Here is a 24,384-nt window from a genome sequence, read left to right on the forward strand (position 1 = left end):
TGTCCGCTGTCATCCAATCGAGGCGTTTACTCAGCGAACTCAGTCGTTCGGGCTGCTGTCTCAGTGAACCTAGTCGTGAGCGTGATCGCACTGGGGGTGCTGGATGGCTGTACCGGCTGGGGTGGATCTTGCAGGGCCGTACGTCGAGCTGTCGTACGTGGATGCCGTACGCGAGCGTCAGCGGCGGCCGATCCTGGACTGCGTGACAGCCCGCTTCGAGGATGTCGCTCCGGTGCGGCCGTTTCGGTGGTCACGTGGTGAGCGTCACTTCGCTGGCTGGTACTGGGCGGCCACGAATGGGCAGCACGTCGGCTTCGAGTCGTGGCTGGAACGGGACCGCCTCCTGCTGATGGACTTCGATCCCAAGGTGGTGGGGATCGCTTCTCAGCCGTTCTGGCTGCACTGGCATGACGGCGAACGGGAGCGTCGGCACGCCCCGGACTACTTCGTGCGCCGTGGAGACGGCTCGGCGGTGGTCATCGATGTCCGTGTGGATGAGCGGATCGAGCCGAAGGACGCCGAAGCGTTCGAGGTGACGCGCCTGGCCTGCACCCAAACCGGGTGGAGGTTCGAGCGGCTGGGGACGCCGGACGAGGTGCTGCTGGCAAATGCCCGGTGGCTGTCGCGATACCGACATCCCCGATGCCTGAACGGCCTGGCCGCGGCTCGGCTCCGGGAGGTCTTCGCGACGCCGGGGCCGCTGATGGCCGGGGCGGATGCGGCCGGGGAACGCCTGGCGACGCTGCCCGTGCTGTTCCACCTGCTCTGGCGCCAGGAGCTGACCCCTGAGGACATGGCGGCCCAGCTGCTGGGACCCCGCACGATCGTGAGCCTGGCGGATGCGAGGGCCCGGTGACCGGGAAGAAGCGGGTGCCACCGACGGCCCGAATTGCGGAGTTCCCCAAAGCGGCCGCCGACCAGGCCCGCTGGTGGGAGAGGCACATCCTGGAGGTCCTGAACGGTCTGCCGCCGGACGCTCCGAAAGGGGCGAAGCCGCGGCCGGAGTTCGACCCGAGAGTGCACTCGCTGGCCCAGCGGGAGCGGGCCAAGGCGGTCGAGCTGACGGCAGCCGGCCACAAGGTGTCGACCAGTGGGATCAAGCAGCGGCGCCAACGCTACCAGCGGGACGGGCTGGTCGGGCTGGCGGACGGCCGGTCGGCTAAGCAGATGCCGACCTTCGGGCAGGTCGACGGGGCAGTGGTGGAAGCGATGCGGCAGGCAATCATCGAGACTGCCGACGCATCGACAAGAACCATCGGGTTCATCATCTGGCGGACCAAGCAGATCCTCGCCGACCGGGAGGAAACTGCTGCAGTTGAGCTGCCGTCACGGGCCACGCTCTACCGGCTGTTCGAGAAGCTGGCCGCAGGCACCCACGTCACCGGGTCGGCCCGCACGCGCCGCTCGGTTAACGCGCGACCGCCGGGACCGTTCGGTGAGCTGCCGGCCAGTGCCCCGGGCGAGCTGATGCAGATTGACTCCACGCCGCTGGATGTGCTGGTGCGGTTGGATGACGGGATTGCGGAGAAGGTCGAGCTGACGGCCATGGTTGACATCGCCACGAGGTCGATCACCGCGGCGGTGCTGCGGCCCACCACAAAGGCCGCGGATGCCTCCGCGGTTCTGGCCCGAAGCGTCACACCGGAGACGATGCGTCCGGGCTGGCCAGAGGCCCTGCGGATGTCCCACTCGGTGCTGCCGTACCGGCGGCTGCTGAGTATCGACGAGCGCCTGGAGCACGCGGCCGCCCGACCGGTGATTGTTCCGGAGACCATCGTCTGCGACCACGGCAAGGTGTTCGTCTCGCACAACTTCCGGGCGTCCTGCCGCTATCTGGGTATCAACCTGCAACCGGCCCACAAGGCGACGCCGACCGACAAGGGCACGATCGAGAAGACGCTTGGCTCGGTGGCGACGCTGTTCGCCCAGTTCGTCGCCGGTTACACCGGCTCGACCACGGACCGGCGCGGCCGGAAACTAGAAGACGGGCCGCTGTGGTCGCTGCCCGAACTTCAGAGCCTTCTCGACGAGTGGGTCATCGCCTGCTGGCAGACCAGGCCCCATGACGCATTGCGCGACCCGGATTCACCGGCGCGGGCGTTCTCTCCGAACGAGAAGTACGCGACTCTACTTGAGTCCTGCGGCTACGTTCCGGTTCCGCTCGGCGCCGATGACTACGTCGAGCTGCTGCCCGAGCGCTGGCAGGCGATCAACGCCTATGGCATCCGCATCAAGCACCGCATCTACGACAGCGCGGAGTTGAATCCTTTTCGCCGCCAGCACTCCGGAGTGGCGGCGAAGAAGGGCCTGTGGGAGATCCACCACGACCCCTACGACGTCTCCCGGATCTGGGTACGCGACCGCCAAGGCGAACGTTGGATCACCGTCTTCTGGAAGCAGCTACACCGCGTCGGCGTACCGTTCGGCGAGCTGGCCTGGGACCGGGCCTGTGAGCAAGTCTCCGGAGGCACCGAGGAACAGATCGCCGATGCCGTCAGTGCTCTGCTGCGGCGAGCCCACGACGGCCCCGGCGCCAAGGAGGACCCCCCGGCCACGCGTTCCAGACGTGCCCGCCGGGCCGCCGCCCGCACCCGGGTGACCGCCGGGGACCGATCGGTTCCCGACACGCCATCCACCGAGCCCACACACGACGACGGGACGGACATCCATCTCGCCGAAGTCATCCCGCTGGGCCTCTTCGACCCGCTCGCCAACCCTTGGAGGCGCCCGTGACTCGCTCCGAAGCGGCCCAGCACCCCACGTTGCAGGATGCCGATGCCGATGCCAACCGACAATTGACCACCTTGGACGGATGGCGCAGGTTCGTCGATGGCCCTCCTGCAGCCCCAGTGTTGCTTGCCCCTGATGATCTAAAGCGACTGTCCCTGGCTGACCGAATTCTCTACGACGAGGACCGGCTCGACCATCACGCCCGCATGCTCACGGTCGCCACGTCTTTTGTCGAGAGAACGGTGATCTGCGGCCGTCGGCTGGTCCTTCTCAACCGCCACGCGATCAGTGCCCGCCGCGGACTGATGGTCTCCGGGCCACCCGGCACAGGAAAGACGAGCGCTATCTCCCAGCTCGGACGTTCTCATGAGCTTCTCGACCGGGCTCGTCACCCGAATGTCTCGGACCGCATTCCCGTGCTCTACATCACGGTCCCGCCCGCCGCGACTGCTCGCATGGTTGCCGCGGAGTTTGGTCGCTTCCTGGGCCTGCCGGTGCGGCACCGATCGAATATGACGGACATCATCGAGGCCGTGGTCGGCGTATGCACCGATACCCGCACCGGCCTCGTGCTCGTTGACGAGGTCCACAACATCTCGCAGGTCACCCGGGCGGGCGCCGAAGTCTCCGACACCCTCAAGTACTTCTCTGAACGTATCCCTGCAACATTCGTCTACGCGGGCATCAGCCTGGAAACCAGCGAGCTGCTTGCCGGCACACGGGGCGCCCAGATCGCGGGTCGTTTCACCCTCGTCCCTACCCGCCCCTTTCCCTACGGCGACGAATGGAAAGGATTGGTCGCAACGCTGGAGAAAACCTTACTCCTGCACGACCATCCACAGGGCAGCCTGGTCAAACTGGACCGGCACCTCCACAGACGCACTGGAGGGATGATCGGCGCGCTCTCCCACGCGATCCGGGGTGCTGCCATCGACGCGATCCTCAACGGCACGGAACGCGTCACAAAAGCGGGGATCGACTCGATCCCCCTGGATCACGCCGCAGAAGCCTCCGCGCCACTTCACGCAAAGGCATCCCCGTGCTGACAGGGACCATCGACCATCCGCGCCCACTCCCCGTCCAGGTTTCGCCCCGCTTTGGGGAAACCACGGACTCTTACATTCGACGTATGGCCCGTGCCAACCATCTGAAGCCCAGCTACCTGCACGAATACCTCTGCGGACCGCCCTACTGGTTCGGGAAGCCGATTCTCGATCGTCTCGCTGCGGTTTCTGGCCGGAGCCCCGATTCCCTGGACCGCGCTCTTGCCGATGCCAGCTCACGTCGGGGACGCTTCAAACCAACAGCACGCTATGCGAGGAGGTTCCCTTTCCATGGCCGCCGCGACCTCCGATACCGCATAGCCCGTGACGCCTACAGGGGTGTGCCGATGCGGCTGCTCACACAGCGCCATGGCGTGCAGAGATGGGTCGTCCACCGGGCGCTGGACACGGCTCAGCCGCTCCTGCCAGGGACGCGTCGAGGCGCCGACCCGATCAGCAGCGAAATCTCCGACCTCCTCGAAGGCATGATCGCCGCCGGCCTCAACACGAGACAGATGTGGGCCGAACTCCTGGACAACCACGAATACTCGATCTCCTACGGCGCACTCGCCTATCACCTCCGGCGTACCCGGTCATGGCAGCAGCGCCTCAGACAGGCTTGAGGCATGCCCACATGTTGAGGTGTCGCATATTCGCGGGACGAAAGCGGTTTGCACCCGAGAATCCGTCCAGGCTGCAAAGGGGGCCCTGGCAGATAGCACCAGGGCCCCGCATCACTCACCAGGCTTAGAGTGCGGCCACAAGCTTTCTGGCGTCGACAACGCAGTTCTCCAGGTAGTCTGCTTTCACCTGAACACGATGCCCCATGATGTCCAGTTTGCCGGGCCTCTGCGCGTAGAGCGGGCATCCACGCGCCTGAGCGACCACGCCTGCGGTCTGGAAGTCGCGGATCTCCACGACGCCGTCCTCGATATTGTCGAAGGTGAACATCTCGGGGGTAGACGCCATGAGCGCGACGACGTCCCGGTCAATGGAGTGCAGCACCGCAGCGTACGCGGAAGCGGCCCCCATGTACTGAGTGAGCCGGTTCTTAGCAATCACATGCACTTGCGGAAGATCCCGCCCCGCCTCGCGAAGCCGAGTCGCGAAGGCGTACTGAGTATAGATGTCCGACGGGAGCTTGAGACCGTACACCAGAGAGAAGGCATTCTGAATTGCACGACGCGATGAGTCATCCGCCATCACCGGCAAGATAAGTCTGTCGGAAGATGAAAGCGCCACCTGCGTGTACATCGAGAACGAGGGGTTCGTGTCGATGAACACGGTGTCGTAGTCATCTGAGACCGTTTCGAGGAGGTCACGAATCCAGTCGATGATTCGCAGCCACGAGTTCGTGGTCGGGATCGACGTGTTTGCCAGCGCTGACATCGCAGTTGCCTGCATCTCCAGCAACGGGTCACCGGCAATGAGGTCAATATTCTCTGGAATCGCCTGGTTGTACTGACTGGGCTTCGAGATATAGTCAGCCGCCACGATGGTCGGTGGGGCAAAGGGGGAAGACAGGCGCAACTCGAAGTAGCCGCCGATCGTGCGACGCACCGGCTCCCCCTGTCGCGCAAGCAGCACTTCGCTACCTCGAAAGGCGAGCCCCCCATACAGCAGCTCGGAGAGGTTCGCCTGCGGGCAAACATCCAGCACGAGGATACGTTTATCGGGATTCTTGTGAGCGTAATGCGACAAGGTCTGGAAACATAGACTCGTCTTGCCAGTGCCGCCCTTATTGTTCCAGAAGGCGTAAGTGATCATCGACACCCCATCCGCGCCTGAGTTGGACAATGAAGCCATCGTAGCGTCCATTTTGGACATTGTCAAGGTTGGGCTGGACGTGGACTTGCTCGCCGCACTGCACGCAGCCGACGGCTACGACCATGACCACCCACCGATGACTGTGCGTGTACGGCGGGGGGCAACGGAGCAACCACCGCGGATCCCTGCGCCAGCGCGCCGGCCACAGCCGCCAGTGCGCGAAGACGACCGCCCTGACCCCAGAGGGCTGGCCCGGAAGATCCGCGTGGGGCGTTGCGAAAATGGGAGTGACCGAGGGTGGCCGAGCGTCCACTATGAGAGGCATGGCGACGGACTACGAGAACCCCATACGTCATCTCCCCAACGAGGATCCGACTGTCTACGCGGCCTACGGTCTGGCCATGTTCACCGCCGCCACTGTGGAACGCGGGCTGATCAACGCGCTCGCGCACCACCGAATCGGCCTCGCTCGGCAGGAGAAGCGCGTGCTGGGTACTGACCCGTGGAACAAGGCGGCCAGCTCCAGCTTTCAGAATCTCGTCGCCAAGGTGACTCCGCTGTGCGGCAGCGACCCCGAGCTGCCCGCCGACCTCACCAACGCGGTCAAGCGCCGCAACTACCTCGCCCACAGCTTCTGGTATGACAAGGCCCCCGAGATGATGGCCGACGGACCTCGGGGGCGCCTGATCGCAGAACTCGCCGACGACATCGACACCTTCTACATTCTCAACGACCGCGTCGCCGTCGCAGTCGTCACCCCCGGCATGGAAGCCCTCGGTGCCAGCATCGAAGCCTCCGAGGCCCTGTACGAGAAGCTGCTGAGGGACGCCCAGCAGGCCGATTGAACCCAGACCCCCGGGCGCTATGGGAGCGTCCTGAGCCCTGCGCTGCGACGGCGGCCTTGGTACTGGTGGGCTCGCGTATTCAACTGTCGCCAGTTCCCCGAGGAGTCCAGCCTGCTGGTGACCGTGCGTGATCCCCGGAGGCGTGGTGTTCTCGCGCCGTACGATGGATGGGTGACAATCGAGGTGTACGCCGACCGGTTCCTGCAGAGCGCTTTCGACGCCATGGGCGACGACCCGGAACAGATCCTCCATGCAGGAAGGATCGTGGGAGCCGCCAGGTTGGACGCGGCCGACGAGCAGGCCGTGGTCTCCCATCTCGTAGTGCGTGGTTGGGCGAGGCGTGCGGTCAACCAGGCCAACGGCCGTTCTCCCCTCATCCGCTTGACCTGGGCCGGCGTGGCCAAGGCCCGTGAGTTGCGGGCCCACTCGGAGCCACGAGCCGAACGCGAGGCACATCTGAACAACGTGCTGCCTCACTGGGCGTATAACAACTCCCCGTCGGGGGGCTCGGCGGACCTGCAGAAGTTCGCCGCGGCCAAGGAGTGGTGGTTCTGCGGCACCGAGGTCACATGGCACGAAGTAGACGCCGCCGTCGCCTATCTGGAAGCCAAGGGCCTTCTTATGGCCGACCGCGCCCCCCGGCCCCAACGCATTACGCTGACCGCCGACGGCATCGACTTCGTGCACTCCAAGCAGACTCTGTGGTTTTTCCTGACTACCCGTCAGCAGCGGCCCGTCTCAAACGGCACCATCATCGTCGACAGTAATGTCGTGTATGGGCCGGTGCACGACAGCAGCCTGGCCGCCAGAGGAAGCAACGCCCAGACGGTGCGAGGGAACGTGACCGACCACAGTCAGCACCACCCGCAGGCCCCCCAGGCCAACATCAGCGTCGGTGACATCGGGGCGGGCGCTGCCGTAAGTTTCGGCAGCGGCCCCGCCTCCGCAGCGTCCCGGGGCGGCAGAGCCATTGCTGGAAGCCACAACCGGCAGAACACCGGCCTGGAAGACGCCGACCTGATCTCGATTCTCAACCGGCTCCGGCAGGATCTGGGCGAGTATCCCGGAGGGAACGCGCTCATAGACGAACTCCAGGCCCAGGCAGCGTCCGAAGAGGACACACCGGAACTGCGCAGCTCCATGTGGAGGCTCCGCATCGAACCGTTCGCCACCCGGTTCGGAATCGTGGGTTCGCTCGCCTCGATCGTGTCTCTGCTCCTCGGATAGCTCCAGTCGGCTACTGGTGAGCTCTCGTATTCAGCTATCGCCAGTTCCTCGTGGAGTCCAGCCTGCTGGTGATCGTGCGTGATCCCCAGGGGCGCATCGGCTCCATGTCCCGCCGGTCTCGTTGCGGAGCCGGGTGGTGGTCTTGTCGGTGGTTCCTGGCCCGGGCCCGGGTCACCACCTCTGGGGCTGCAGAAATCCGCCGAAGGACCGACGCCACTCGTTGGTGGCGTCGCGCCTCTTGAGTACTTCCTCGACGACCGGGCCCGCCTCTCTGTCGAATGCGCCGTCCCGGAGCACCACGCGGTGACAGACCATGCCGCTGCTGTCCTCCTCGAAGTCCTTCCACTTCCCGCTGTCGTACCGCTTGGAGGGCCGGTGTACGTCGAGGAGCTGGAAGGCTTCGAGTGGCTTGTGCGTCTCGTAGGTGTCGCGGCCGAGGCCGTAGAAGCCGTGGCGCACGTTGCTCAGCACGTACCCGACGGTCATTGGGGCTCTGCCCTCGGGAGTCACGTGCATGGCGTCAAACTTCATGACGTCGAACCACATCAGCAGGGCCGCGATCTCGCTATTGGTGAGCACGTGGACCCAGCCGTTGGTAAAGAACCCGATGGGGATCTCAAGGAAGCTCTCGTCATCGGCCGGCACGGTGTACGGGATGCTCGCGGCGCCGGTGTCCTTGCTCTTTCCGTTCTCGCACAGGAGCAGAACGCCACGGCGGACCTGCCCCTTAATCCCGGTTGCCGACTTGAGCAGCCCCATCTCCTCAAGTGCCTTCATCGCTTGGGCGATCTGCCTGACCTTGTTCGTGCGGACCGAGGACGCCTGTACGCCGGGCCCGGCGTACTTGGCGACGGTCGCCACCAAGCCTTCCCAGGAATCGGTCTTCTGGGCGTCCGGCTCGATCGGGTACGGCTGAGGCCACTCCTTGCCGACCGCCGCCTCGCACTGCGCCGCGAACAGCATCAGGAGGTACAGCTTCAGGGTGAGCCCTTTCGGCGTGATCATCTGTGCGGAGAGCGGGCGCTCGGCCCGAGGCAGCGGCTTCCTCTCGGTCTCGACCGTCCCGCCGAACTTCTCCAGCCTCACGAAGGACCGCCGCACGCGCACAACCTGCGGCTTCTTGCCTCGCGCGTGGATCTCGCGGGCCTTCTTGATCGCATCGGGGAGCTCGCCCCCCATCAAAGCCTGTAGCTGGTCCTTGCGGATCTCGACCTTGCCATCCCGCTCCTGCGCCACAGCTGTCCTCAAAAAGTCTGACGGTTTCACCGCTACCGTTTGATCCGTATGGCTTCGCTATCCAGTTTCAATGTCATCTTCGACTTTAACTGTCGACTCGACGCCATGCGGATCAATCCGTCGACCAGTGTACCTCAGGCCCTGTCAAGTCCGCCGCACCATGGATCTCACGAGCTGGAACCCCAGCCGTTGAGGTCCCACAGGACCAGGGCAGAGAGCCGGCAAGCAGAACTGCCCTGGTACCTGTACGCACAGGAAAGAGGTATTCCTCCTGACTACCACCGACGGTACCCCAGTAGATCCGACAGAGCGCCAGCCCCTCGTCTCCGTGAGCAGGAGGCGCCCCGAGGGAGCACTCGCCTGGTGCCAGTTCGGGTTCTCCGTTCTCTGCGTTGGTTCCGGGGTCGCCCTTTGCTTCACTGGCTTCCCCTTCGTCGGCGGCCCGCTCATCACCGCCGGTACGTGCCTTCACGTCAAGGTCGAGATCAACCCTCGCTGACACCAGCAGTTGATCTTGAAGTAAGAGGACCCCGGCATCACCGGGGTCCTCTGCCGTTGTAGCGGGCGGCGGCGCCGCTGGTCAGGTTCGCTCGCGGCAGGAAGAGTTCGAGGAGGCGTTCCTTCTGGCGGGCACCGAGGCCCTGGACGCGGCGGAGCGCCTGGGAGTAGCCAGGGACGTCGCTGAAGGGGATGTGGTTCGCCTTCAGACGCTCGGGGGCTGCTGGCAGCCGTCTCACCCAATCCAGCCCTCGCAGGTCAACGCGACACCGCCGGCTAACTTCGCTGAGACGGGACACATGTGTCCCGCTCGGAGAAATGCCGGTGTGCGCGCCGCGGCGGCGTTCGGCCGCGAGAAACCGCCTGGGCCGAACCGCATACGAAACGCCGCGTGTCCGGTCCGGCCCCGTTCAGTGCCGGTCGATTTCTGAAGGGAACGCATTGACCACGAGCGGCGTACCGGCGGCAGAACCCGATCGCATGTGCCACCACGTCCGTGGGCGCCCCGCACGGCGCCGGTTCCGGGAGCCGCAGAGGCCCGGCCGCCGGCTCCGGCCCGCGGCGGCAACCCCTCTTTCTTTTGTTTGCGCAAAACATTGCTACCATGCCGCCATGGCAGGCAGACGGCCGCGGCAGACGGCCACCATGAGCGATGTGGCACGGCTGGCGGGCGTTTCGGTCTCAACGGTCTCGCATGTGCTGAACAAGACGCGGGCGGTCGCTCCCGACACCGCCCGGCTGGTGCGCGACGCGGTCGCCGCCTGCGGTTATGTGCCGGAGAAGGCCGCCCGGCATCAGCAGGAGGGCCTCGGCACCATCGGCCTGGCGATGTCGGCGATCTCCAACCCCTACTTCGCCGATGTCGTGCACGGTCTCGACCGGCGTGCGTCGCAGGAGGGCTACTCTCTCCTGCTGGCCGAGACGCACGACGACCCCGACGGCGAACTGCGCGCGGTGAGTGAGCTGCTGAGACGCAAGGTGAGTGCCATAGTCCTGGCCCCCTCAGGCAACACAGGGCGGACGTTGAACTACGCGCGGCGAGCCGGAGTCCCCGTGACGGTCCTCGACCGCTTCGTCAGGCATGAGGCCGACCAGATCAGTGTCGAGAACGTCGAGTCAACGGCCCGGCTGGTCGGTCATCTGGCAGAGGCCGGCCACACCCGGATCGCGATGATCTCCGGTCGTCCCGGGCTTGCCACCACGGAAGAGCGCGTCCAGGGCTACCGACTCGGCCTGGAACGCCACGACATCCCCAGGCGGGAGGAGTACCTCGTTTCGGGGGGCTCGCAGGCCGGCCCGGCTCAGCACGCGATCGCCGAGCTGCTGAGCCGGAGCCGGCCGCCCACTGCGGTCGTGGTCGGCAACAATCAGATGACCATCGGCGCCATGCGGGGGCTGCGGGACGTCGGCATGCGGGTTCCCGACGACCTTGCACTGGTCGCATTCGACGACTTCGAGTGGTCGGATCTGTTCCAGCCGCGTCTGACAGCCATTGCCCAGCCCACCCTGATGATCGGTGAGCAGGCTTTCGAGCTCGCGCTGTCGAGGATCGCGGACCCTGGTCTGGCAGCGCGGCGGGTGCTGGTCCAGCCGACGTTCCAGCACCGCGAGTCGTGCGGCTGCTCCGCCGAGTCAGGCTGACCCGGTTCACGGCCGGGCCGTACCCGGCGCGCCCGTCTGCCCTCGAGCGCACCCGCAGTCCCGTGCGCCGGGCGGGTCGTCGCGCCCGGCCGTCACGGCCCGGACACAGCGATTCCCGCCCCTCCGGCCGCCGGGAGGCGGAGGGGCGGGGCGCGCGACGCCGCCTCAGTGCCTGCACGCCCCCGCCCTCTGCGTTGTGGGGCTGCATGAACGCCGCTCGCTCAGAATCCGGTCGGCGGAGTACCCTGTGCGCCGGATTCTCGCGCTGGTCTGCTCATCGACCCCGTCGGTCTTCATCTGCGCGCTGCTCGGGCTGAAGCCGTAGCGGACATAGCGATTCATCAGGCGTTGCCGGCGTTCCGCCGGAGCGGCGTCGAGGAACCACGTCTCCGTGAGCAGATCGCGTACCTGGTTCCACGGCGGTTCATCGGCCAGCAGGAAGTTGCCGTCGACAATCACCACCTGATGATGAGGGGCCACCTCCAGCGACTGGGCGACCGGGTCCTCGATCTCCCGGCTGAAATCGGGCCACCACACCGTGTGGTCGGTCTCTTCTCGGACGCGGCGAAGCATGGCGACGAATCCGTAGGCGTCGAACGTTTCGATGGCTCCCTTGTCCCGCGACATTCCCATTCTGTCGATGACTCGCTGGGCAAGGTGGAATCCGTCCATGGAAACCGCCGTGGCAACACCCGGTCGGATCGCCTCGATTTCCGTCAGAAGCTGTTCGGCAAACGTGGACTTGCCGGCCCCCGGCTCACCGACGATGCCGAGGAGGGCGCGGCGCGGTACCGAAAGGCGCAGTGCGCTTTCGGCAAGGGATCGCAGCGGCGGATCGTGATAGATCGGCTCGATCTCTCCGGGGTTTCCCGAAGCGGCGAGGGCGTCTGTCATGTGTTCTCCCAAGGGACGAAGGCGGAACTGGACACGCGGTCGGGCGCAGGCCGTCTCGCTTGTGCAATACGGCCGTTTGTGCCGAGCCTGAGCGCACCGGTCATGAGGCCCACGGTCTCCGTCATAGAACACCAGACGGGGTCGGGAAGTGCGAGCCACCGCCCGTCCCGTGCGGCGGTGCCGGCAGCCGGCACGAGAGCCCTGAACAAGGCTTCGGGGAGCCCCGGCATGCTGCGGCCGGCGTCACCGGCCACGGCGAGGGCCTCGTCGGCTTGCGCCTCGGCGTCCGGTGCGCGGTCGGCGCACACGTCTTCGCGGGGCGCGGCCCGTCCGACGGTTTTCGTGCCGCTTGGGGCATTGCCCTCCAGGGCGGAGTTCCGCCGGCCGCGCGGCGCGACGGGCCTCTCATCGCCCCGGAGGGGGTGATGCATACTGCGAGTCATGTCGCGCGGCTTCTGACCAGCCGGTCCACGGCGACCGCGACGATGACGAGAATGCCGGTGGCCACCTGCTGGTACAGGCTGTCGATGCCGGCTTGGGTCAGTCCGTTGGCGAGAACGGTGACCACCAGTGCGCCCAGGATGGTGCCCGGGATGCCGCCTCGTCCGCCGAACAGGCTGGTACCGCCGATGACGACGGCCGTGATGCTCTCCAGGTTGCCCAGTTGGAAGGCGTTGGGGTCGGCATTGGGGATGCGTCCCAGCGCCTGCCAGGCGGCGATGGCGTAGACGAAGCCGGCGAGCAGGTACACGCTCAGAATCACGCGCTTGGTGTTGACGCCGCTGAGGCGGGCGGATTCCTCGTCGTCACCGACCGCATAGACGTTGCGCCCCCAGGATGTCTGGGTGAGAGCGAACCACACACCGGCGGTCAGCAGGATCATCACTCCCATGCCGGTGGTGACCTCGATCTGCCCGAACAGGTAGCTGCGCTCCCCGAGCCAGGTGAGCACCGACGACGTGACGGGAAAGCTCTGTCCGCTCGCGTAGAGCTGCGAGGTGGCCGTGAGCACGCTGAGCACGCCGAGAGTGACGATGAACGGCGGCAGTTTGAGCCAGGTGACGAGAGTCCCGGACATCCCTCCGAGGACCGTGCACAGCACGATGCCGACCGCCAGTGCGGCCAGGCCCGGCATCCCGCCTTCCGCAGCAAGTTTGGCGATCACCAGGGTTCCCAGCACCATGATGGCGGCGTTGGCGAGGTCGATGCCTGCCGTGAGGATCACCAGGGTCTGTCCGATGGCCAGGGTGCCCGTGACGAGCACCTGCTGGACGATGAGAGAGCCGTTGTCAACGGTGAAGAAGGTGTCGGTGCTCAGGGCGAAGACGGCGATCGCGACCAGAAGCGCGACCAGAGGGCCCGCGGTGGTGCTGTTGGCGAACCACTTGAGCAGCGCGCGACTGCGCGGCACCGCTTGCTGCTCCTGTGCGACAGTGGTGGTGATCATATGGCTATCCCCAGCAGTTTTGCAGGCCCCAGGCGGTGTCCTTGCTGGGCACGCCGGGCACGGGCTTGTCGGTGATGAGCTGGGAACCGGTGTCGATGAAGCCGGACGGCTTGGCGCCGTTCTCGGCGTACTCGACGACGGCGTCGACTCCCATGTGTGCCATCTTCTTCGGGAACTGCATGACCGTGGCGGCGAACTTGCCGTCCTTGACGTTGCGTACGCCGGTGCACGAACCGTCGATCGATCCGATGACGACACGCTCGGCCGCCGGCTTTCCGGCCAGCGCCTTGGCGGCACCGGCGGCGGCGGGCTCGTTGATCGTGTAGACGGCGTTGACACCGGGGTCGCGCTGAAGCAGGTTCTCCATCGCCGTCTGGGCCTTGGTCTGGTCGCCGTTGGTGACCGCGGTGCCCTTGATCTCCGGCGACTTCTCGGTGAGGCCGAAGCCCTCGAGGAATCCGTTGTGGCGCTGGTCGTCCACGGTGGATCCGGGGGTGCCGTCCAGGAGCAGCACGTTGGGGGTCTGCGAGTCGAGCGCGGCACGGACGTACGTGCCTTGCGTGACGCCGGCGGCCTTGTTGTTCGTGGCGTAGGTGGCGTCGACCGCATCGGCGGGGTCCGTAGCGGTGTCAAGTGCGATCACGAGAATGCCCTTGGCGCGCGCCGCGGCGATGGCTCCCAGCACCCCCTTGGAGCTGCTGGGGGTGATGAGGATGCCCTTGACGTTCTGGGCGACGAGGTTGTTGATGGCGTCGACCTGGCCCTGGTTGTCGCCGTCGAACTTGCCCGCGAGGGCGATCAGCTTCACGCCACGCCTGTCGGCCTCGGCCATGGCGGATTCGCGGAGTTCGACGAAGTAGGGGTTGGTGTTGGTCTTGGTCACCAGCCCGATCGCGACTTCGTCGCCGGCGGTGGAACCGCTGCCGCTCTTCTCGGACGTACAGGCGGCAGTCATCGCCAGACAAGAAGCTGCAAGGACGAGCGCCGTGGATCTGACCTGCACCCTGTTCAAAGACATGAAATACCTCCTGTTTTGGCCATATATGAGGCGAGGCAAAAGCGACAATACCTCTCTGCCGCAATTGCGTACAGCAATTGCGCAAAGCTTTGCGTACCGGTGTGGCCGCACTCCTCACCCACTCGGAAAGCCCTGGCAGGGGCGTCTAGCGGGGGCGCCTTGGAAGGGGAGGGCGACCGCGCCCACGAGCGCTGGGCCGCCGGGGCGGGCTCGCCGCGAATCCCTCCCCGGCGGCTGCCGCGGCGCTGCCCCCACCCCGTGGCGCACAGGTGGAGGACAGCTGTCCTGCCCGATGCCGCTCAGAACGCGAAGTCGTCGATGTTCTCCGGAGTCACGACGGTGGCCGGCCCCAGGACGACCTCGCCCTGGTCGCCGACCGTGAAGGTACCGAGGGAACCGGCGGATATCTTCTGTCCGCGCTTGGCTTCGATCTTGCACTGCGCGAGTGCCTGGGCCGCGTAGTACGACAGGTGGCCGAGGTCGTGCACATTCCACCAGATGTCCTGGACATCGCCGCTGCGGACGTACTTCTTGATCAGCGAGGCGGGGGCCAGCCCGGTCAGCTTCACCCTGCCGAGATCACCGGTCTGGGACAGCGCCTCCGCGGCGGCGGGCAGTCCGATGCCGGCCGGGACGACGATGCCCTTCAGGTCCGGGTAGGCCTGCACGAGCGACTTCGCCTTCTGGGCGTTGACGTCGGCCTTCTCCTGGCCGTAGGCGACCGTGACGAGCTTCATCTCCTTCAGCTTCGGATCGGTGGCCAACCTGGCCTTCATGTCCTTGATCCATGCGTTTTGGTTGACGGCCGTCTCCGTGGACGAGAGCACCGCGAACTCGCCCTGGCCACCCATGAGTTCGGCCATGCTGTCGAGCATCTTCGCTCCGAGCTCGGCGGTCCTGGCCTGGTTGATGAACAGTGACCGCGCGTCGGGGGCGACGTCGGAATCGACGGAGATCACCGTGATCCCTGCCTGCTGCGCCTTCTTCAGCGCTGCTGCCGCGCCGTTGAGGTCGCTGCCGGAGATCACGATGGCGCCGACCTTCTTCGCGATCAGCTGGTTGACGAACGGAATCTGGGCGGCGCCGGTGGCCTCGCTGGGCGCGGTGTAGAGGACGTCCCCGCCTATCTCCTCGGCCGCGGCGTTCGCCCCGTCGCGGATCGTCGTCATGTACGGGTCCGTGCCCAGCTTAGGCAGGTAGCCGACCGTCACGGGCCCGGAGGCACACGCGGCTCCGGCCCGTGTGGCGCCGCCGTCGCCGGCGCAGCCGCTCACCGCGGCGCCCAGCGCCAAGGTCACAGCCAGTGCGATCGATCTCCGACACTTCATTGCGGTTCTCCGTTCCAGGGGTGGCACAGGTACTTCGGGGGATGGATGGGGCCGGTTCGTGCAGGTTGACTACGGGCTCGCCGACTGCGGGACCGCGGTCGCCCGCAACCGGCGGCGGGTCACAGCGGCATGGATCCGGTGGGTCGTGTTCGTGATCAGCAGCGAGAGGATGAGCAGCAGCCCGACTGCCGCGCCCTGGGCATAGCCGCTGACGTTGCCCAGCTGCAGCATGCTGCGCAGGCCGACCACGAGGACGAGCGCCCAGCAGACGCCGGGCATGCGGCCCTTTCCGCCCAGCACGCTGACGCCGCCGAGGAACACGACCGTGATCGCGTCGAGCTCGAAGCCGAGTGCCCCGTCCGGTGCGGCCTGGCTGGTCCGGGCCACAGTGATGACTCCCGCCAGCGCGGCGACGATTCCCGACACGATGAACAGGCCGAACCGGATGCGGTCCGCGCGAACGCCGGAGTACACGGCGATCTGCGGTCCGCCACCGATGGCGTACGTACGGCGTCCCGTTGCGGTGCGGTGCAGGAAGAGCGCGAACAGTGGTGCCAGCACCAGGAACGGCACGATGTCAAAGGGCAGGTAGGTGCCCGGGAGAGTGTCGTTGCCGAAGGTGATGAGCGACAGGGGGATGTCGGTGATCGGTGTCCCGCCGAGCAGTACGTAGCACAGGCCGCGGAACAGCGCGAGCGTGCCCAGGGTGACCACGAGCGAGGGCAGCCCGACGACGGTGACCAGCAGGGCGTTGAGTGCTCCGCACATCGTTCCGGCCAGCATCGCCAGCGTGATGGCGAGGGGCAGCGGGATGCCCGACTGGAGGGCCATGCCCAGCACGACGCCGCTGAGGCCTGCGATGCTGGCCACGGAGATGTCGATCTCCCGGGCGATGATCAGCAGGGCGAGCGGCAGCACGAGCAGTGCCTTGTCCGACATCTGCGAGACCGAGTTCGCGAAGTTGAAGCCGCCCGCGAAACCGGGCAGGAGGAGTGAGGCGGTCAGGAGCAGAACGACCACGAGAGCGGCGAGGATGTAGTCCCAGCTGGTGATCCGGGCGCGCAGGGCGTGCCACATCAGGCAGCCCTCCGGTGCGAGCGGCGGCGGGCGAGCACCGCGTCGAGCGAGACGGCAACGAGGATCACGGCGCCGAACACCGCCTGCAGGTAACGCGAGTCGACCCGCACCAGCGTCAGGATGTTCTCGATCACCAGCAGCGCGAACGTGCCCAGAGCAACCTGCTGCACGCTTCCGTAACCGCCACGCAGCGCGACCCCGCCCACCACGACCGAGGCGATCACGGTCAGTTCCAGGCCGTAGGCCGCCTGCCCGTCCACCGTGCCGTAGTGCGAGGCCCACAGCGCCCCGACCAGGCCGGCCAGCAGTCCCGACACGGCGAACGCACCCAGCACGTGCCGGTCCACCGGGATGCCGATCTGCCGGGCGCCCGCCGGATTCGAGCCCGACGCGTACAGCTCGCGCCCACGCCTGGTGCGCCCCAGCGCGAACCCGGCCGCGACGAAGAGCACCAGACTGACCCAGATCAGCATGGGCACGCCGAGCGGCTTGGCCGCCGTCCACTCCAGCCATGCCGCCGGCACCTCGCCCGCCGCAACCTGCTTGCCCGCGGACATCATCGCGTCGATTCCCCGGAACAGCGCGAGAGTGCCGAGCGTGGCCACGATGGAGGGCACTTGTCCGTAGGACACGATCAGCCCGTTGAACGCGCCGCAGGCAAGCCCGACGGCACACGCCAGGAGCACGGGCACCACGATCGGGAGGCCGGGATGCTCCTTGATCAGCAATGCCGAGGCGAAGGCCGTCAGCCCGATGACCGACGACACCGACAGGTCGATGTTGCGGGTCAGCATGACCAGCAGCTGGCCCAGTGCCACGGTGCCCAGCAGCGACGCACTGACCGCGAGGTCGGTCAGGTTGCCCAGCGACAGGAACTGCGGGTTCAGCAGGCTCAGGGGAAGCGTCAGCGCGAGGAGCGCCATGAGCAGGCCCGTTTCCCTGCGGGAACGGATTCGGGCCAGCACCGATCGCTTGCGCTGCTGTGCCGGGTCCACGGTGGACTCCCCCGGCTCCGGCGCGCCCTTCTCACCGACTCCGGTGGCGGCCAGTCCCACGGCATAGGGCGTCGCCCGCTCCCGGTCGAACTCCGCGACCACCGAACCGTGCCGCATGACCAGGACCCGGTCGGACATCCCGAGCAGCTCGGGCAGGTCGGAGGAGATGAGGATGATCGCCATCCCCTTCTCGGCTAGGGAGTTGATGATCCGGTGGACCTCGGCCTTGGCGCCGATGTCGATGCCCTGGGTCGGCTCGTCCAGGATCAGCAGGCGCGGCTGCACGGCCAGCCACTTCGCGAGCACGATCTTCTGCTGATTGCCGCCCGACAGAGCTCCGACGGGCTGGTCGAAGCCGGCGGAGCGCAGCTTCATCCTCGCCAACGGGCCCGACACCAGCGCCAGTTGCGCATGCCGGAGCACCAGGCCGAACCGGGACGCCTTGTCGATCACGGGCAGCGTGGCGTTCTCCAGTACGGAGAAGTCCTCGATCACGCTCTGCCCGCGGCGGTCCTCCGACACATAGGCGATCCCGCGCGAGAGAGCATCAGCGACCGATCGCAGTGCGACCGGCTCGCCGTCCAGGTGGATGACGCCGGCGTCCTGCCTGTGCACACCGAACAGCACCCGCGCCAGCTCCGTGCGGCCACTGCCCACCAGGCCCGCCAGGCCGACGATCTCACCCGCCCGCACGGAGAGGTCGATCCCGTCGAAGTCCCCCTGCCGGGAGAGCCCGGTGACATGCAGGACGGGCTCACCCAACATCACATCGCGCTCGGGGTAGAGGTCCGTGAGTTCGCGGCCCACCATCAGGGCGACCGCGTCCCGCTGGGTGATGTCAGCGCTCCGCACGGTCTGCAGGAGCCGACCGTCACGCAGGATCGCCAGCCGGTCGCAGATCCGGAAGATCTCTTCCATCCGGTGGCCCACGAACATCATCGCCACGCCGCGCTCCCGGAGGCGGCGGATGACGTTCTCCAGCGTGGCCACCTCTCCGGCGGACAGAGCGGCCGTCGGTTCGTCCAAAATCAGCACGTCGGCGTCGCCCGCGAGCGCCCGAGCAATCTCCACCATCTGTTGTTCAGAAGTGGACAGCGACGACACCGGCAGGCTCGGGTCCCGTTCCAGGCCGAGCATCGAGAGCCAGCGGGCAGCCTCCCTCCGCATCAGTGCGAAGTCCACGGCGCCCGCTCGGGTGAGGGGCAACCGGCCGGCGTAGATGTTCTCCGCGATCGAAAGATCGCCGAACAGCCCAGGGTGCTGGTGCACCACGGCGATCCCGTGACGGCGGGCGTCGGCGGGACTGTGGAACGTCAGGTCGCGGTCGCCCACGCGCACGACGCCCCGATCCGGCCGGTACACGCCGGCCAGGATCTTGACGCAGGTGCTTTTGCCTGCGCCGTTCTCGCCGAGCAGGCCGAGTACCTCGCCGCGGCGCAGGCTCAGGGACACCCCGTCAAGGACCGTGGTCGACCCGAACACCTTCGCCGCGTCGACGAGTTCCGCTGCGACGGCGCCGGTCACGACGTCCGGTTCTGCGGCTTTCGGCGCGCGACTGTGTGTATGGGCAGTTTCCATCGCGGCTCCTGTGAGGTCGGGTTCGTGCACTGCGGGGAGAAGAAGGAACAGCGCGAGGCCAGAGGGCGGCGCCGGCGGACCAGCTCGTGACGCACGCTTGTTAAGCGCTTAGATCAGCTGGGTGGCGGTCACACTAGGGGACGGTTAAGCGCTTAGCAAGAGGCGGGCGAACAAGAATCTAAGCGGTTAACATCGGGGGGCAGACGGCCGTCCCCGAATAGCGAAGGTGGATCCCGTGACGACCATGACAGAGGTTGCGCGCGCCGCGGGCGTGTCCATCGCCACGGTGTCCTACGTGGTCAACGGGACGCGACCGGTGGGCGAGGAGACGCGACGGAAGGTCGAGGAAGCGATCGTCCGCACCGGCTACACCCCCAACACGCTCGCCCGCGCCCTCGCCATGTCGAGGACCAGTTCCATCGGCGTCGTCGTCTCGGCGATCACGAACCCCTTCTTCGCGGGAGTGCTCGCCGGCGTCGACCAGGCCGCGGTCAGCGCCGGACTCACTGTGCTCCTGGCCGACTCGCACGACGAACCCGAGCGCGAGTTCGAGGTGGTCCGCAGCCTGCGCCAGCGGCGCGTCGACGGCATCATCCTGGCCGCCTCCGTCAGCCCTGGACGCACACTGGATCACCTGAGGGCATCAGAGATGCCCACTGTGCTGGTGGACCGCCTCGTCGACGACCGTTTCGACCAGATCGGCCCGGAGAACGAGGAGGCCACTGTCTCCCTGGTCGGACACTTCGCCACTCTCGGCCACAGCCGGATCGCATTGATCAGCGGAAGGGCCGGGCTGGGCACCAGCCGGGAGCGCCTCGCCGGCTACCGGCTGGGCCTGGCGCGCAACGGGCTCGACTACCACCCTTCACTGGTGGCCGAAGGAAACTCCGACATCCCCGGGGGCCATGCTGCGCTGGAGCGCCTGCTCGCCGCCGACGCTCCACCGACCGCTCTGATCGTCGGCAACAACGCCATGGTGATCGGCGCCATGCAGGCGCTCAGGAAGGCCGGGCTGTCCATCCCTGACGACATGGCGCTGGCCTCCTACGACGACCTGCCCGGCGCGGACCTGTTCGACCCGCCGCTGACCGCGTTCGCCCAACCCTGCGACACCCTGGGTGAGCGCGCCGTGCAGCTGCTGCTCGACCGCCTCGCGCATCCTGACGCAAAGCCGCGCGTCGAGCGGCTCGAGCCCCGACTCATGCACCGCCGGTCCTGCGGCTGTCCCCCTCGGCCAGGCACCGATACGCAAGCACCTTCCGTCTCACCTCGCGACGAGGAGCCCTCGCCGTGAACACGCCCTCGGCTCGCCCGCGATTCAGACGGCTCTACCTTCTTGATCGGGTTGATCGAGCCATTCGTAGGGTTGGGTCGCCCAGGGGTGCTGGGTGTGGCTATCAGGCGGCTGCCGTCTCGTGGTTTCCCTGGCTTCGCCGCCCGGCACCCCACGACGACTCGGCCGCCGATTAGGAAGTGCGAACAAGTCGCTGTGTAGAGCAATGCCGGCGAGGTCGTCCGTGGTACGCACAGAACGAACACGTACGTCAGGAGCGCGATGAGCCGGATATGGGCGGGGATCGACAGCGGCAAGGGCCACCATCACGGCCTCGCCCTGGACGAGGACGGCAAGACGCTGCTGTCGCGGCGGGTGGCCAACGACGAGCCCGAGCTGCTGAAACTGATCGGTGACGTCCTGGACCTGGCCGACGGCCGTCAGGTCACCTGGGCCATCGACATGACCGGCGGCGAGCCCGCGCTGCTGCTGACCCTGCTGGTCGGCCACGGCCAGGAGGTCCTCTACATGCCCGGCCGACTGGTGAACCGGGCCTCCGACGGCTACCGCGGCGAGGGCAAGACCGACGCCCGCGACGCCTACGTCATCGCCGACCAGGCCAGGATGCGCCGCGACCTGCGGCCCATCCGCCCCAGCGACGAAGCCGCCATCGAACTCAAGCTGCTGACCGGACGCCGAGCCGACCTGGTCGAGGACCGCACCCGCGCCGTCAACCGCCTCCGCGGCACCCTGCTGAGCATGTTCCCGGCCCTGGAACGGGCCCTGGACATGACCAACACCGGCCCGCTCAGGCCCCTGACGGGCTATCAGACCCCGGCCGCAATCCGGCGCGCAGGCACCGCGCGGCTGACGAAGTGGCTGGCCAACCGCAAGGTCCGCAGCGCGAGAGCCCTGGCCGAAGCGGCGGTCGAGGCCGCCGAGCGCCAGCACACCGCCGTTCCAGGCGAGAAGACCATCGCCAAGCTGGTCCACACCCTCGCCGAGGAGGTGATGGCCCTCAACGAGCAGATCTCCGAGATGGACAAGCTCATCGAGGGCCGGTTTCGCGAGCACGAGCTCGCCGACATCGTCCTGAGCGTCCCGGGCATCGGCACCGTGCTGGGTGCCGAGTTCCTCGCCGCCGTCGGCGGCAGCCTGGACGAGTTCGACTCCCCGGACGCCCTGGCGGCCTTCGCCGGCGTCGCCCCCGCACCTCGCGACTCGGGCAACGTCAGCGGCAACCTCCACCGGCCGCTCGTCTATCACCGAAGACTCCAGCGGGTCTTCTACACCTCGGCGCTGGTCAGCATCCGCTACGACCCGAACTCGCGGAAGTTCTAGGACCGCAAACGCGCCGAGGGGAAGAAACACGTCTAGGCCGTGCTCGCCCTCGCCCGCCGACGCGTCAACGTCATCTGGGCCCTGATCCGTGACCGACGGTGCTACGAAGTGACACCACCGGTCACCACTGCCGCTTGACAACAGCATTAGGAAGCCGGGGCAGCCGCGAAACTCCCGGACGGCCTGCAGACCCTGCCGGCCCGCATATTCCGCGGAGTCAGCGAACTTTCGGGCGGCCCCTGCCCCGCCGTCCGTGGACGCGTCCGCTCCGGCGGGGGACACCGAGGCCGGCCGGCTGGCGGCACACGTCAGAGAGTGCCGCTGGGCACGAGTCCTGTGCCGTACTCGAAGAACTGCGGTGCGGACGCCGACACATCGATCTCGGCGCGGACTTCCGTGCCCCTCGACGAGGATTCGACCGTGCACCTCGTGGCGTACGCGCGAACAATGTGCAGCCCGCGCCCGTGAACCTCATCCTCTTCGTGCCGGTCTTTCGCCGACGGCTCCGGCGGCGTCCATGTACCGCTGTCCTTGACACGGATGATTGCCGTGGCCCCGCTGAGATGCATCGCCAGTTCGACGTCGGCGCTGCCGCTGTGCAGAACTGCGTTCGTCACCAGTTCGGAGACGGCCACACGGAGCGTGTAGACGGCGTCCTCGGGAATCCCCCAATGCTCCGCCGTGTCCTGCGCGAAAGCCCGCAGGGCTGACACGGCCTCGCCGGACGCGGACATGGAACACACCGCGTGAGCTCGTCGGGCGGCACCCGAGTCGCGCCTGCCGGCGTCCATGGGGAGTTCCGCATGGATCTGGCGCAGGGAAGAGGAAGGTGCGTTGCCCAGCGCGTTCGTGTCAGGCGTGCTGCCGTGCTCTGTACGCGAAAACAGGGCGGCAGTCATGACAGGCATGCGATTTCCTGACGTCGAGCCGAAATGCGCGTGATGAGTGCCAGTGGCGGAGCGAGCACCGCATGGCCTGCTGCATGCGGGGTGCCGGCCGTTGACGGGTTGATCCGACTCCGCTTCGTGTGCCCCTGCTGCCCCCTGGCCGGGGGACGCGTGTCCGGGCTGCACAGCCAGGGGGTCACAGGCCGCCGCCAGGCGGTCAGCGGGACTGAAGCTCTTCGTGATCATGGTGGCGACCTCCTCGCTGTCCCATACCGGGCGGCTCAAAAGGGACGCTACAGCGGCCCGCAACACCCGGTAAAGCATTTGCGCAAAGCTTTGTACGCCGACTGTGTGCAGCAGTCCTTCAGCCGGAAAGGATCGAAGGAGGCGAAGCGTCGATCCCCGGGCGTACCACTGCCGGAAGCCCCTCGTGACGGCGAGGCGCCGAAGAAAGGGGGCAAGCACCCGGATCGAACGACTCATTTGCGCAAAATTTGCTAGCATCTTTGCATGGCAGGCAGACGGCCACGGCAGACGGCCACCATGAGCGACGTGGCGGAGCTGGCGGGCGTTTCGGTCTCGACGGTCTCGCACGTGCTGAACAGGACCCGGACGGTAGCTCCCGACACCGCCCGGCTCGTACACGACGCGGTAGCCGCTTGCGGCTACGTCCCGGAGAAGATGGTCCGGCAGCAGCGCGAAGAGTTCGGCACCATCGGGCTGGCCATGTCCGCGATCTCCAATCCCTACTTCGCCGACGTCGTTCACGGCCTGGACCGACGGGCGACCAAGGAAGGTTATTCACTCCTCCTGGCCGAAACACACGATGACGCAGACACCGAGCTGCGCGCTGTCGGCGAACTGCTGAGACGCAAGGTCAGCGCGATCGTTCTCGCCCCGTCGGGCGATGCCGAGCGGACGCTGGGCTATGCGCGGCAGGCCGGCGTGCCCGTAACGGTGCTCGACCGCTTCGTCAGGGAGGAAGTCGACCAGATCGGTGTCGAGAACATCGAGTCCACGGCCCGTCTCGTCGACCACCTCGCAGAGATCGGCCACACCCGTATCGCGATGATCTCCGGCCGCCCCGGGCTGGCCACGACGGAGGAACGCGTCCGCGGCTACAAACGAGGCCTGGAACGCAACGGCATCTCCAGACGGGAGGAGTATCTCCTTTCGGGAGGCTCACAGGCCACACCGGCCCAACAAGCGGTTACCAAACTACTGAGCCTCCCCCAGCCGCCCACAGCAGTCGTCGTGGCCAACAACCAGATGACCATCGGGGCCATGCGAGGGTTGCGCTCCATCGGCGTTCGGGTCCCCGAAGACATCGCGCTGGTCGCCTTCGACGACTTCGAGTGGTCGGACCTCTTCCATCCACGGCTGACAGCCATCGCCCAGCCCACCTTGATGATCGGCGAGCAGGCATTCGAACTCGCGCTGTCCCGGATCTCGCACCCGGACCTGCCGCCACGCCGCGTGCTGATCCAGCCGACGTTCCAGCACCGCGAATCATGCGGGTGCCCACCAGAGGAAGCTGACAAGGCATCGTCCTGAGTGGC

The 24,384-nt window shown here is 67.0% G+C and carries 19 protein-coding genes and 1 pseudogene; 10 read left to right on the plus strand and 10 right to left on the minus strand.

Going from position 1 to position 24,384, the window contains the following annotated elements; genetic code table 11:
• Positions 1 to 103: 103 nt before the first annotated feature.
• The 4 genes from FVS66_RS07325 (at position 104) to FVS66_RS07340 (ending at position 4,396) form a co-directional block, all read left to right on the plus strand.
• Complete coding sequence (locus FVS66_RS07325; protein ID WP_149180183.1) at positions 104 to 856, plus strand: TnsA-like heteromeric transposase endonuclease subunit; 753 nt, start codon at positions 104 to 106, stop codon at positions 854 to 856.
• Complete coding sequence (locus FVS66_RS07330) at positions 853 to 2,733, plus strand: Mu transposase C-terminal domain-containing protein (protein ID WP_149180184.1); 1,881 nt, start codon at positions 853 to 855, stop codon at positions 2,731 to 2,733. Before FVS66_RS07325 ends, FVS66_RS07330 begins: the two co-directional genes overlap by 4 nt.
• Complete coding sequence (locus tag FVS66_RS07335) at positions 2,730 to 3,776, plus strand: ATP-binding protein (protein WP_187645424.1); 1,047 nt, start codon at positions 2,730 to 2,732, stop codon at positions 3,774 to 3,776. Before FVS66_RS07330 ends, FVS66_RS07335 begins: the two co-directional genes overlap by 4 nt.
• An 83-nt stretch (positions 3,777 to 3,859) precedes the next feature.
• Positions 3,860 to 4,396, plus strand: coding sequence for a hypothetical protein (locus FVS66_RS07340; RefSeq protein WP_149180185.1), 537 nt, complete (start codon positions 3,860 to 3,862; stop codon positions 4,394 to 4,396).
• A 124-nt stretch (positions 4,397 to 4,520) separates the two neighbouring features.
• On the opposite strand, the gene FVS66_RS07345 is transcribed toward FVS66_RS07340, so the two are convergent.
• Complete coding sequence (locus FVS66_RS07345; protein WP_222946907.1) at positions 4,521 to 5,591, minus strand: ParA family protein; 1,071 nt, start codon at positions 5,589 to 5,591, stop codon at positions 4,521 to 4,523.
• Between the two features lie 272 nt (positions 5,592 to 5,863).
• Between FVS66_RS07345 and FVS66_RS07350 the strand changes: the two genes are divergently transcribed.
• Both FVS66_RS07350 and FVS66_RS07355 read left to right on the plus strand, forming a co-directional pair.
• Entirely contained in the window at positions 5,864 to 6,385 is a 522-nt protein-coding gene (locus FVS66_RS07350) for a hypothetical protein (RefSeq protein ID WP_149180186.1), read from the plus strand.
• A 171-nt stretch (positions 6,386 to 6,556) separates the two neighbouring features.
• Positions 6,557 to 7,612, plus strand: a complete 1,056-nt coding sequence (locus tag FVS66_RS07355; protein ID WP_149180187.1) for a hypothetical protein — start codon at positions 6,557 to 6,559, stop codon at positions 7,610 to 7,612.
• Positions 7,613 to 7,783: 171 nt separating this feature from the next.
• Here FVS66_RS07355 and FVS66_RS07360 read toward each other — a convergent pair whose 3' ends face one another.
• Positions 7,784 to 8,848: a hypothetical protein gene (locus FVS66_RS07360; protein ID WP_149180188.1), complete on the minus strand. Its 1,065-nt coding sequence runs from the start codon at positions 8,846 to 8,848 to the stop codon at positions 7,784 to 7,786.
• Between the two features lie 536 nt (positions 8,849 to 9,384).
• Positions 9,385 to 9,585, minus strand: a complete 201-nt coding sequence (locus FVS66_RS07365) for a hypothetical protein (RefSeq protein WP_149180189.1) — start codon at positions 9,583 to 9,585, stop codon at positions 9,385 to 9,387.
• Between the two features lie 373 nt (positions 9,586 to 9,958).
• On the opposite strand from FVS66_RS07365, the gene FVS66_RS07370 reads away from it, so the two are divergent.
• Positions 9,959 to 10,987, plus strand: coding sequence for a LacI family DNA-binding transcriptional regulator (locus tag FVS66_RS07370; RefSeq protein WP_262386854.1), 1,029 nt, complete (start codon positions 9,959 to 9,961; stop codon positions 10,985 to 10,987).
• A gap of 165 nt (positions 10,988 to 11,152) precedes the next feature.
• On the opposite strand, the gene FVS66_RS07375 is transcribed toward FVS66_RS07370, so the two are convergent.
• From FVS66_RS07375 to FVS66_RS07400, 6 genes are all read right to left on the minus strand, one after another.
• Positions 11,153 to 11,881: a nucleoside/nucleotide kinase family protein gene (locus FVS66_RS07375; protein ID WP_149180190.1), complete on the minus strand. Its 729-nt coding sequence runs from the start codon at positions 11,879 to 11,881 to the stop codon at positions 11,153 to 11,155.
• A gap of 439 nt (positions 11,882 to 12,320) precedes the next feature.
• Positions 12,321 to 13,328: an ABC transporter permease gene (locus FVS66_RS07380; RefSeq protein WP_149180191.1), complete on the minus strand. Its 1,008-nt coding sequence runs from the start codon at positions 13,326 to 13,328 to the stop codon at positions 12,321 to 12,323.
• A 4-nt stretch (positions 13,329 to 13,332) separates the two neighbouring features.
• A complete protein-coding gene (locus FVS66_RS07385; protein ID WP_399225058.1) occupies positions 13,333 to 14,340 on the minus strand; it encodes a substrate-binding domain-containing protein in 1,008 nt (335 codons plus the stop codon).
• 305 nt (positions 14,341 to 14,645) lie between these two features.
• Positions 14,646 to 15,644 carry a substrate-binding domain-containing protein gene (locus FVS66_RS07390; protein WP_187645426.1) on the minus strand — a complete coding sequence of 333 codons (999 nt, stop codon included), beginning with the start codon at positions 15,642 to 15,644 and terminating at the stop codon, positions 14,646 to 14,648.
• A gap of 99 nt (positions 15,645 to 15,743) precedes the next feature.
• Positions 15,744 to 16,751 carry an ABC transporter permease gene (locus FVS66_RS07395; RefSeq protein ID WP_149180194.1) on the minus strand — a complete coding sequence of 336 codons (1,008 nt, stop codon included), beginning with the start codon at positions 16,749 to 16,751 and terminating at the stop codon, positions 15,744 to 15,746.
• Complete coding sequence (locus tag FVS66_RS07400; protein WP_149180195.1) at positions 16,751 to 19,324, minus strand: ATP-binding cassette domain-containing protein; 2,574 nt, start codon at positions 19,322 to 19,324, stop codon at positions 16,751 to 16,753. The genes FVS66_RS07395 and FVS66_RS07400 overlap by 1 nt, the downstream gene beginning before the upstream one ends.
• A 244-nt stretch (positions 19,325 to 19,568) precedes the next feature.
• On the opposite strand from FVS66_RS07400, the gene FVS66_RS07405 reads away from it, so the two are divergent.
• Both FVS66_RS07405 and FVS66_RS07410 read left to right on the plus strand, forming a co-directional pair.
• The gene (locus FVS66_RS07405) at positions 19,569 to 20,618 is read left to right on the plus strand and encodes a LacI family DNA-binding transcriptional regulator (RefSeq protein WP_316248170.1); all 1,050 of its coding nucleotides are present in this window, start codon (positions 19,569 to 19,571) and stop codon (positions 20,616 to 20,618) included.
• 261 nt (positions 20,619 to 20,879) lie between these two features.
• Positions 20,880 to 22,076: pseudogene (locus FVS66_RS07410) on the plus strand (IS110 family transposase).
• Between the two features lie 170 nt (positions 22,077 to 22,246).
• Here the strand turns inward: FVS66_RS07410 and FVS66_RS34850 are convergent.
• Positions 22,247 to 23,071 (minus strand): ATP-binding protein, encoded by an 825-nt coding sequence (locus FVS66_RS34850; RefSeq protein WP_222946908.1) that lies wholly within the window; start codon positions 23,069 to 23,071, stop codon positions 22,247 to 22,249.
• Between the two features lie 297 nt (positions 23,072 to 23,368).
• On the opposite strand from FVS66_RS34850, the gene FVS66_RS07420 reads away from it, so the two are divergent.
• Positions 23,369 to 24,379 carry a LacI family DNA-binding transcriptional regulator gene (locus FVS66_RS07420; RefSeq protein ID WP_149180201.1) on the plus strand — a complete coding sequence of 337 codons (1,011 nt, stop codon included), beginning with the start codon at positions 23,369 to 23,371 and terminating at the stop codon, positions 24,377 to 24,379.
• Positions 24,380 to 24,384 lie beyond the last annotated feature (5 nt).

Source organism: Streptomyces sp. TRM49041 (assembly GCF_008271805.1).
Lineage (GTDB): Bacteria > Actinomycetota > Actinomycetes > Streptomycetales > Streptomycetaceae > Streptomyces.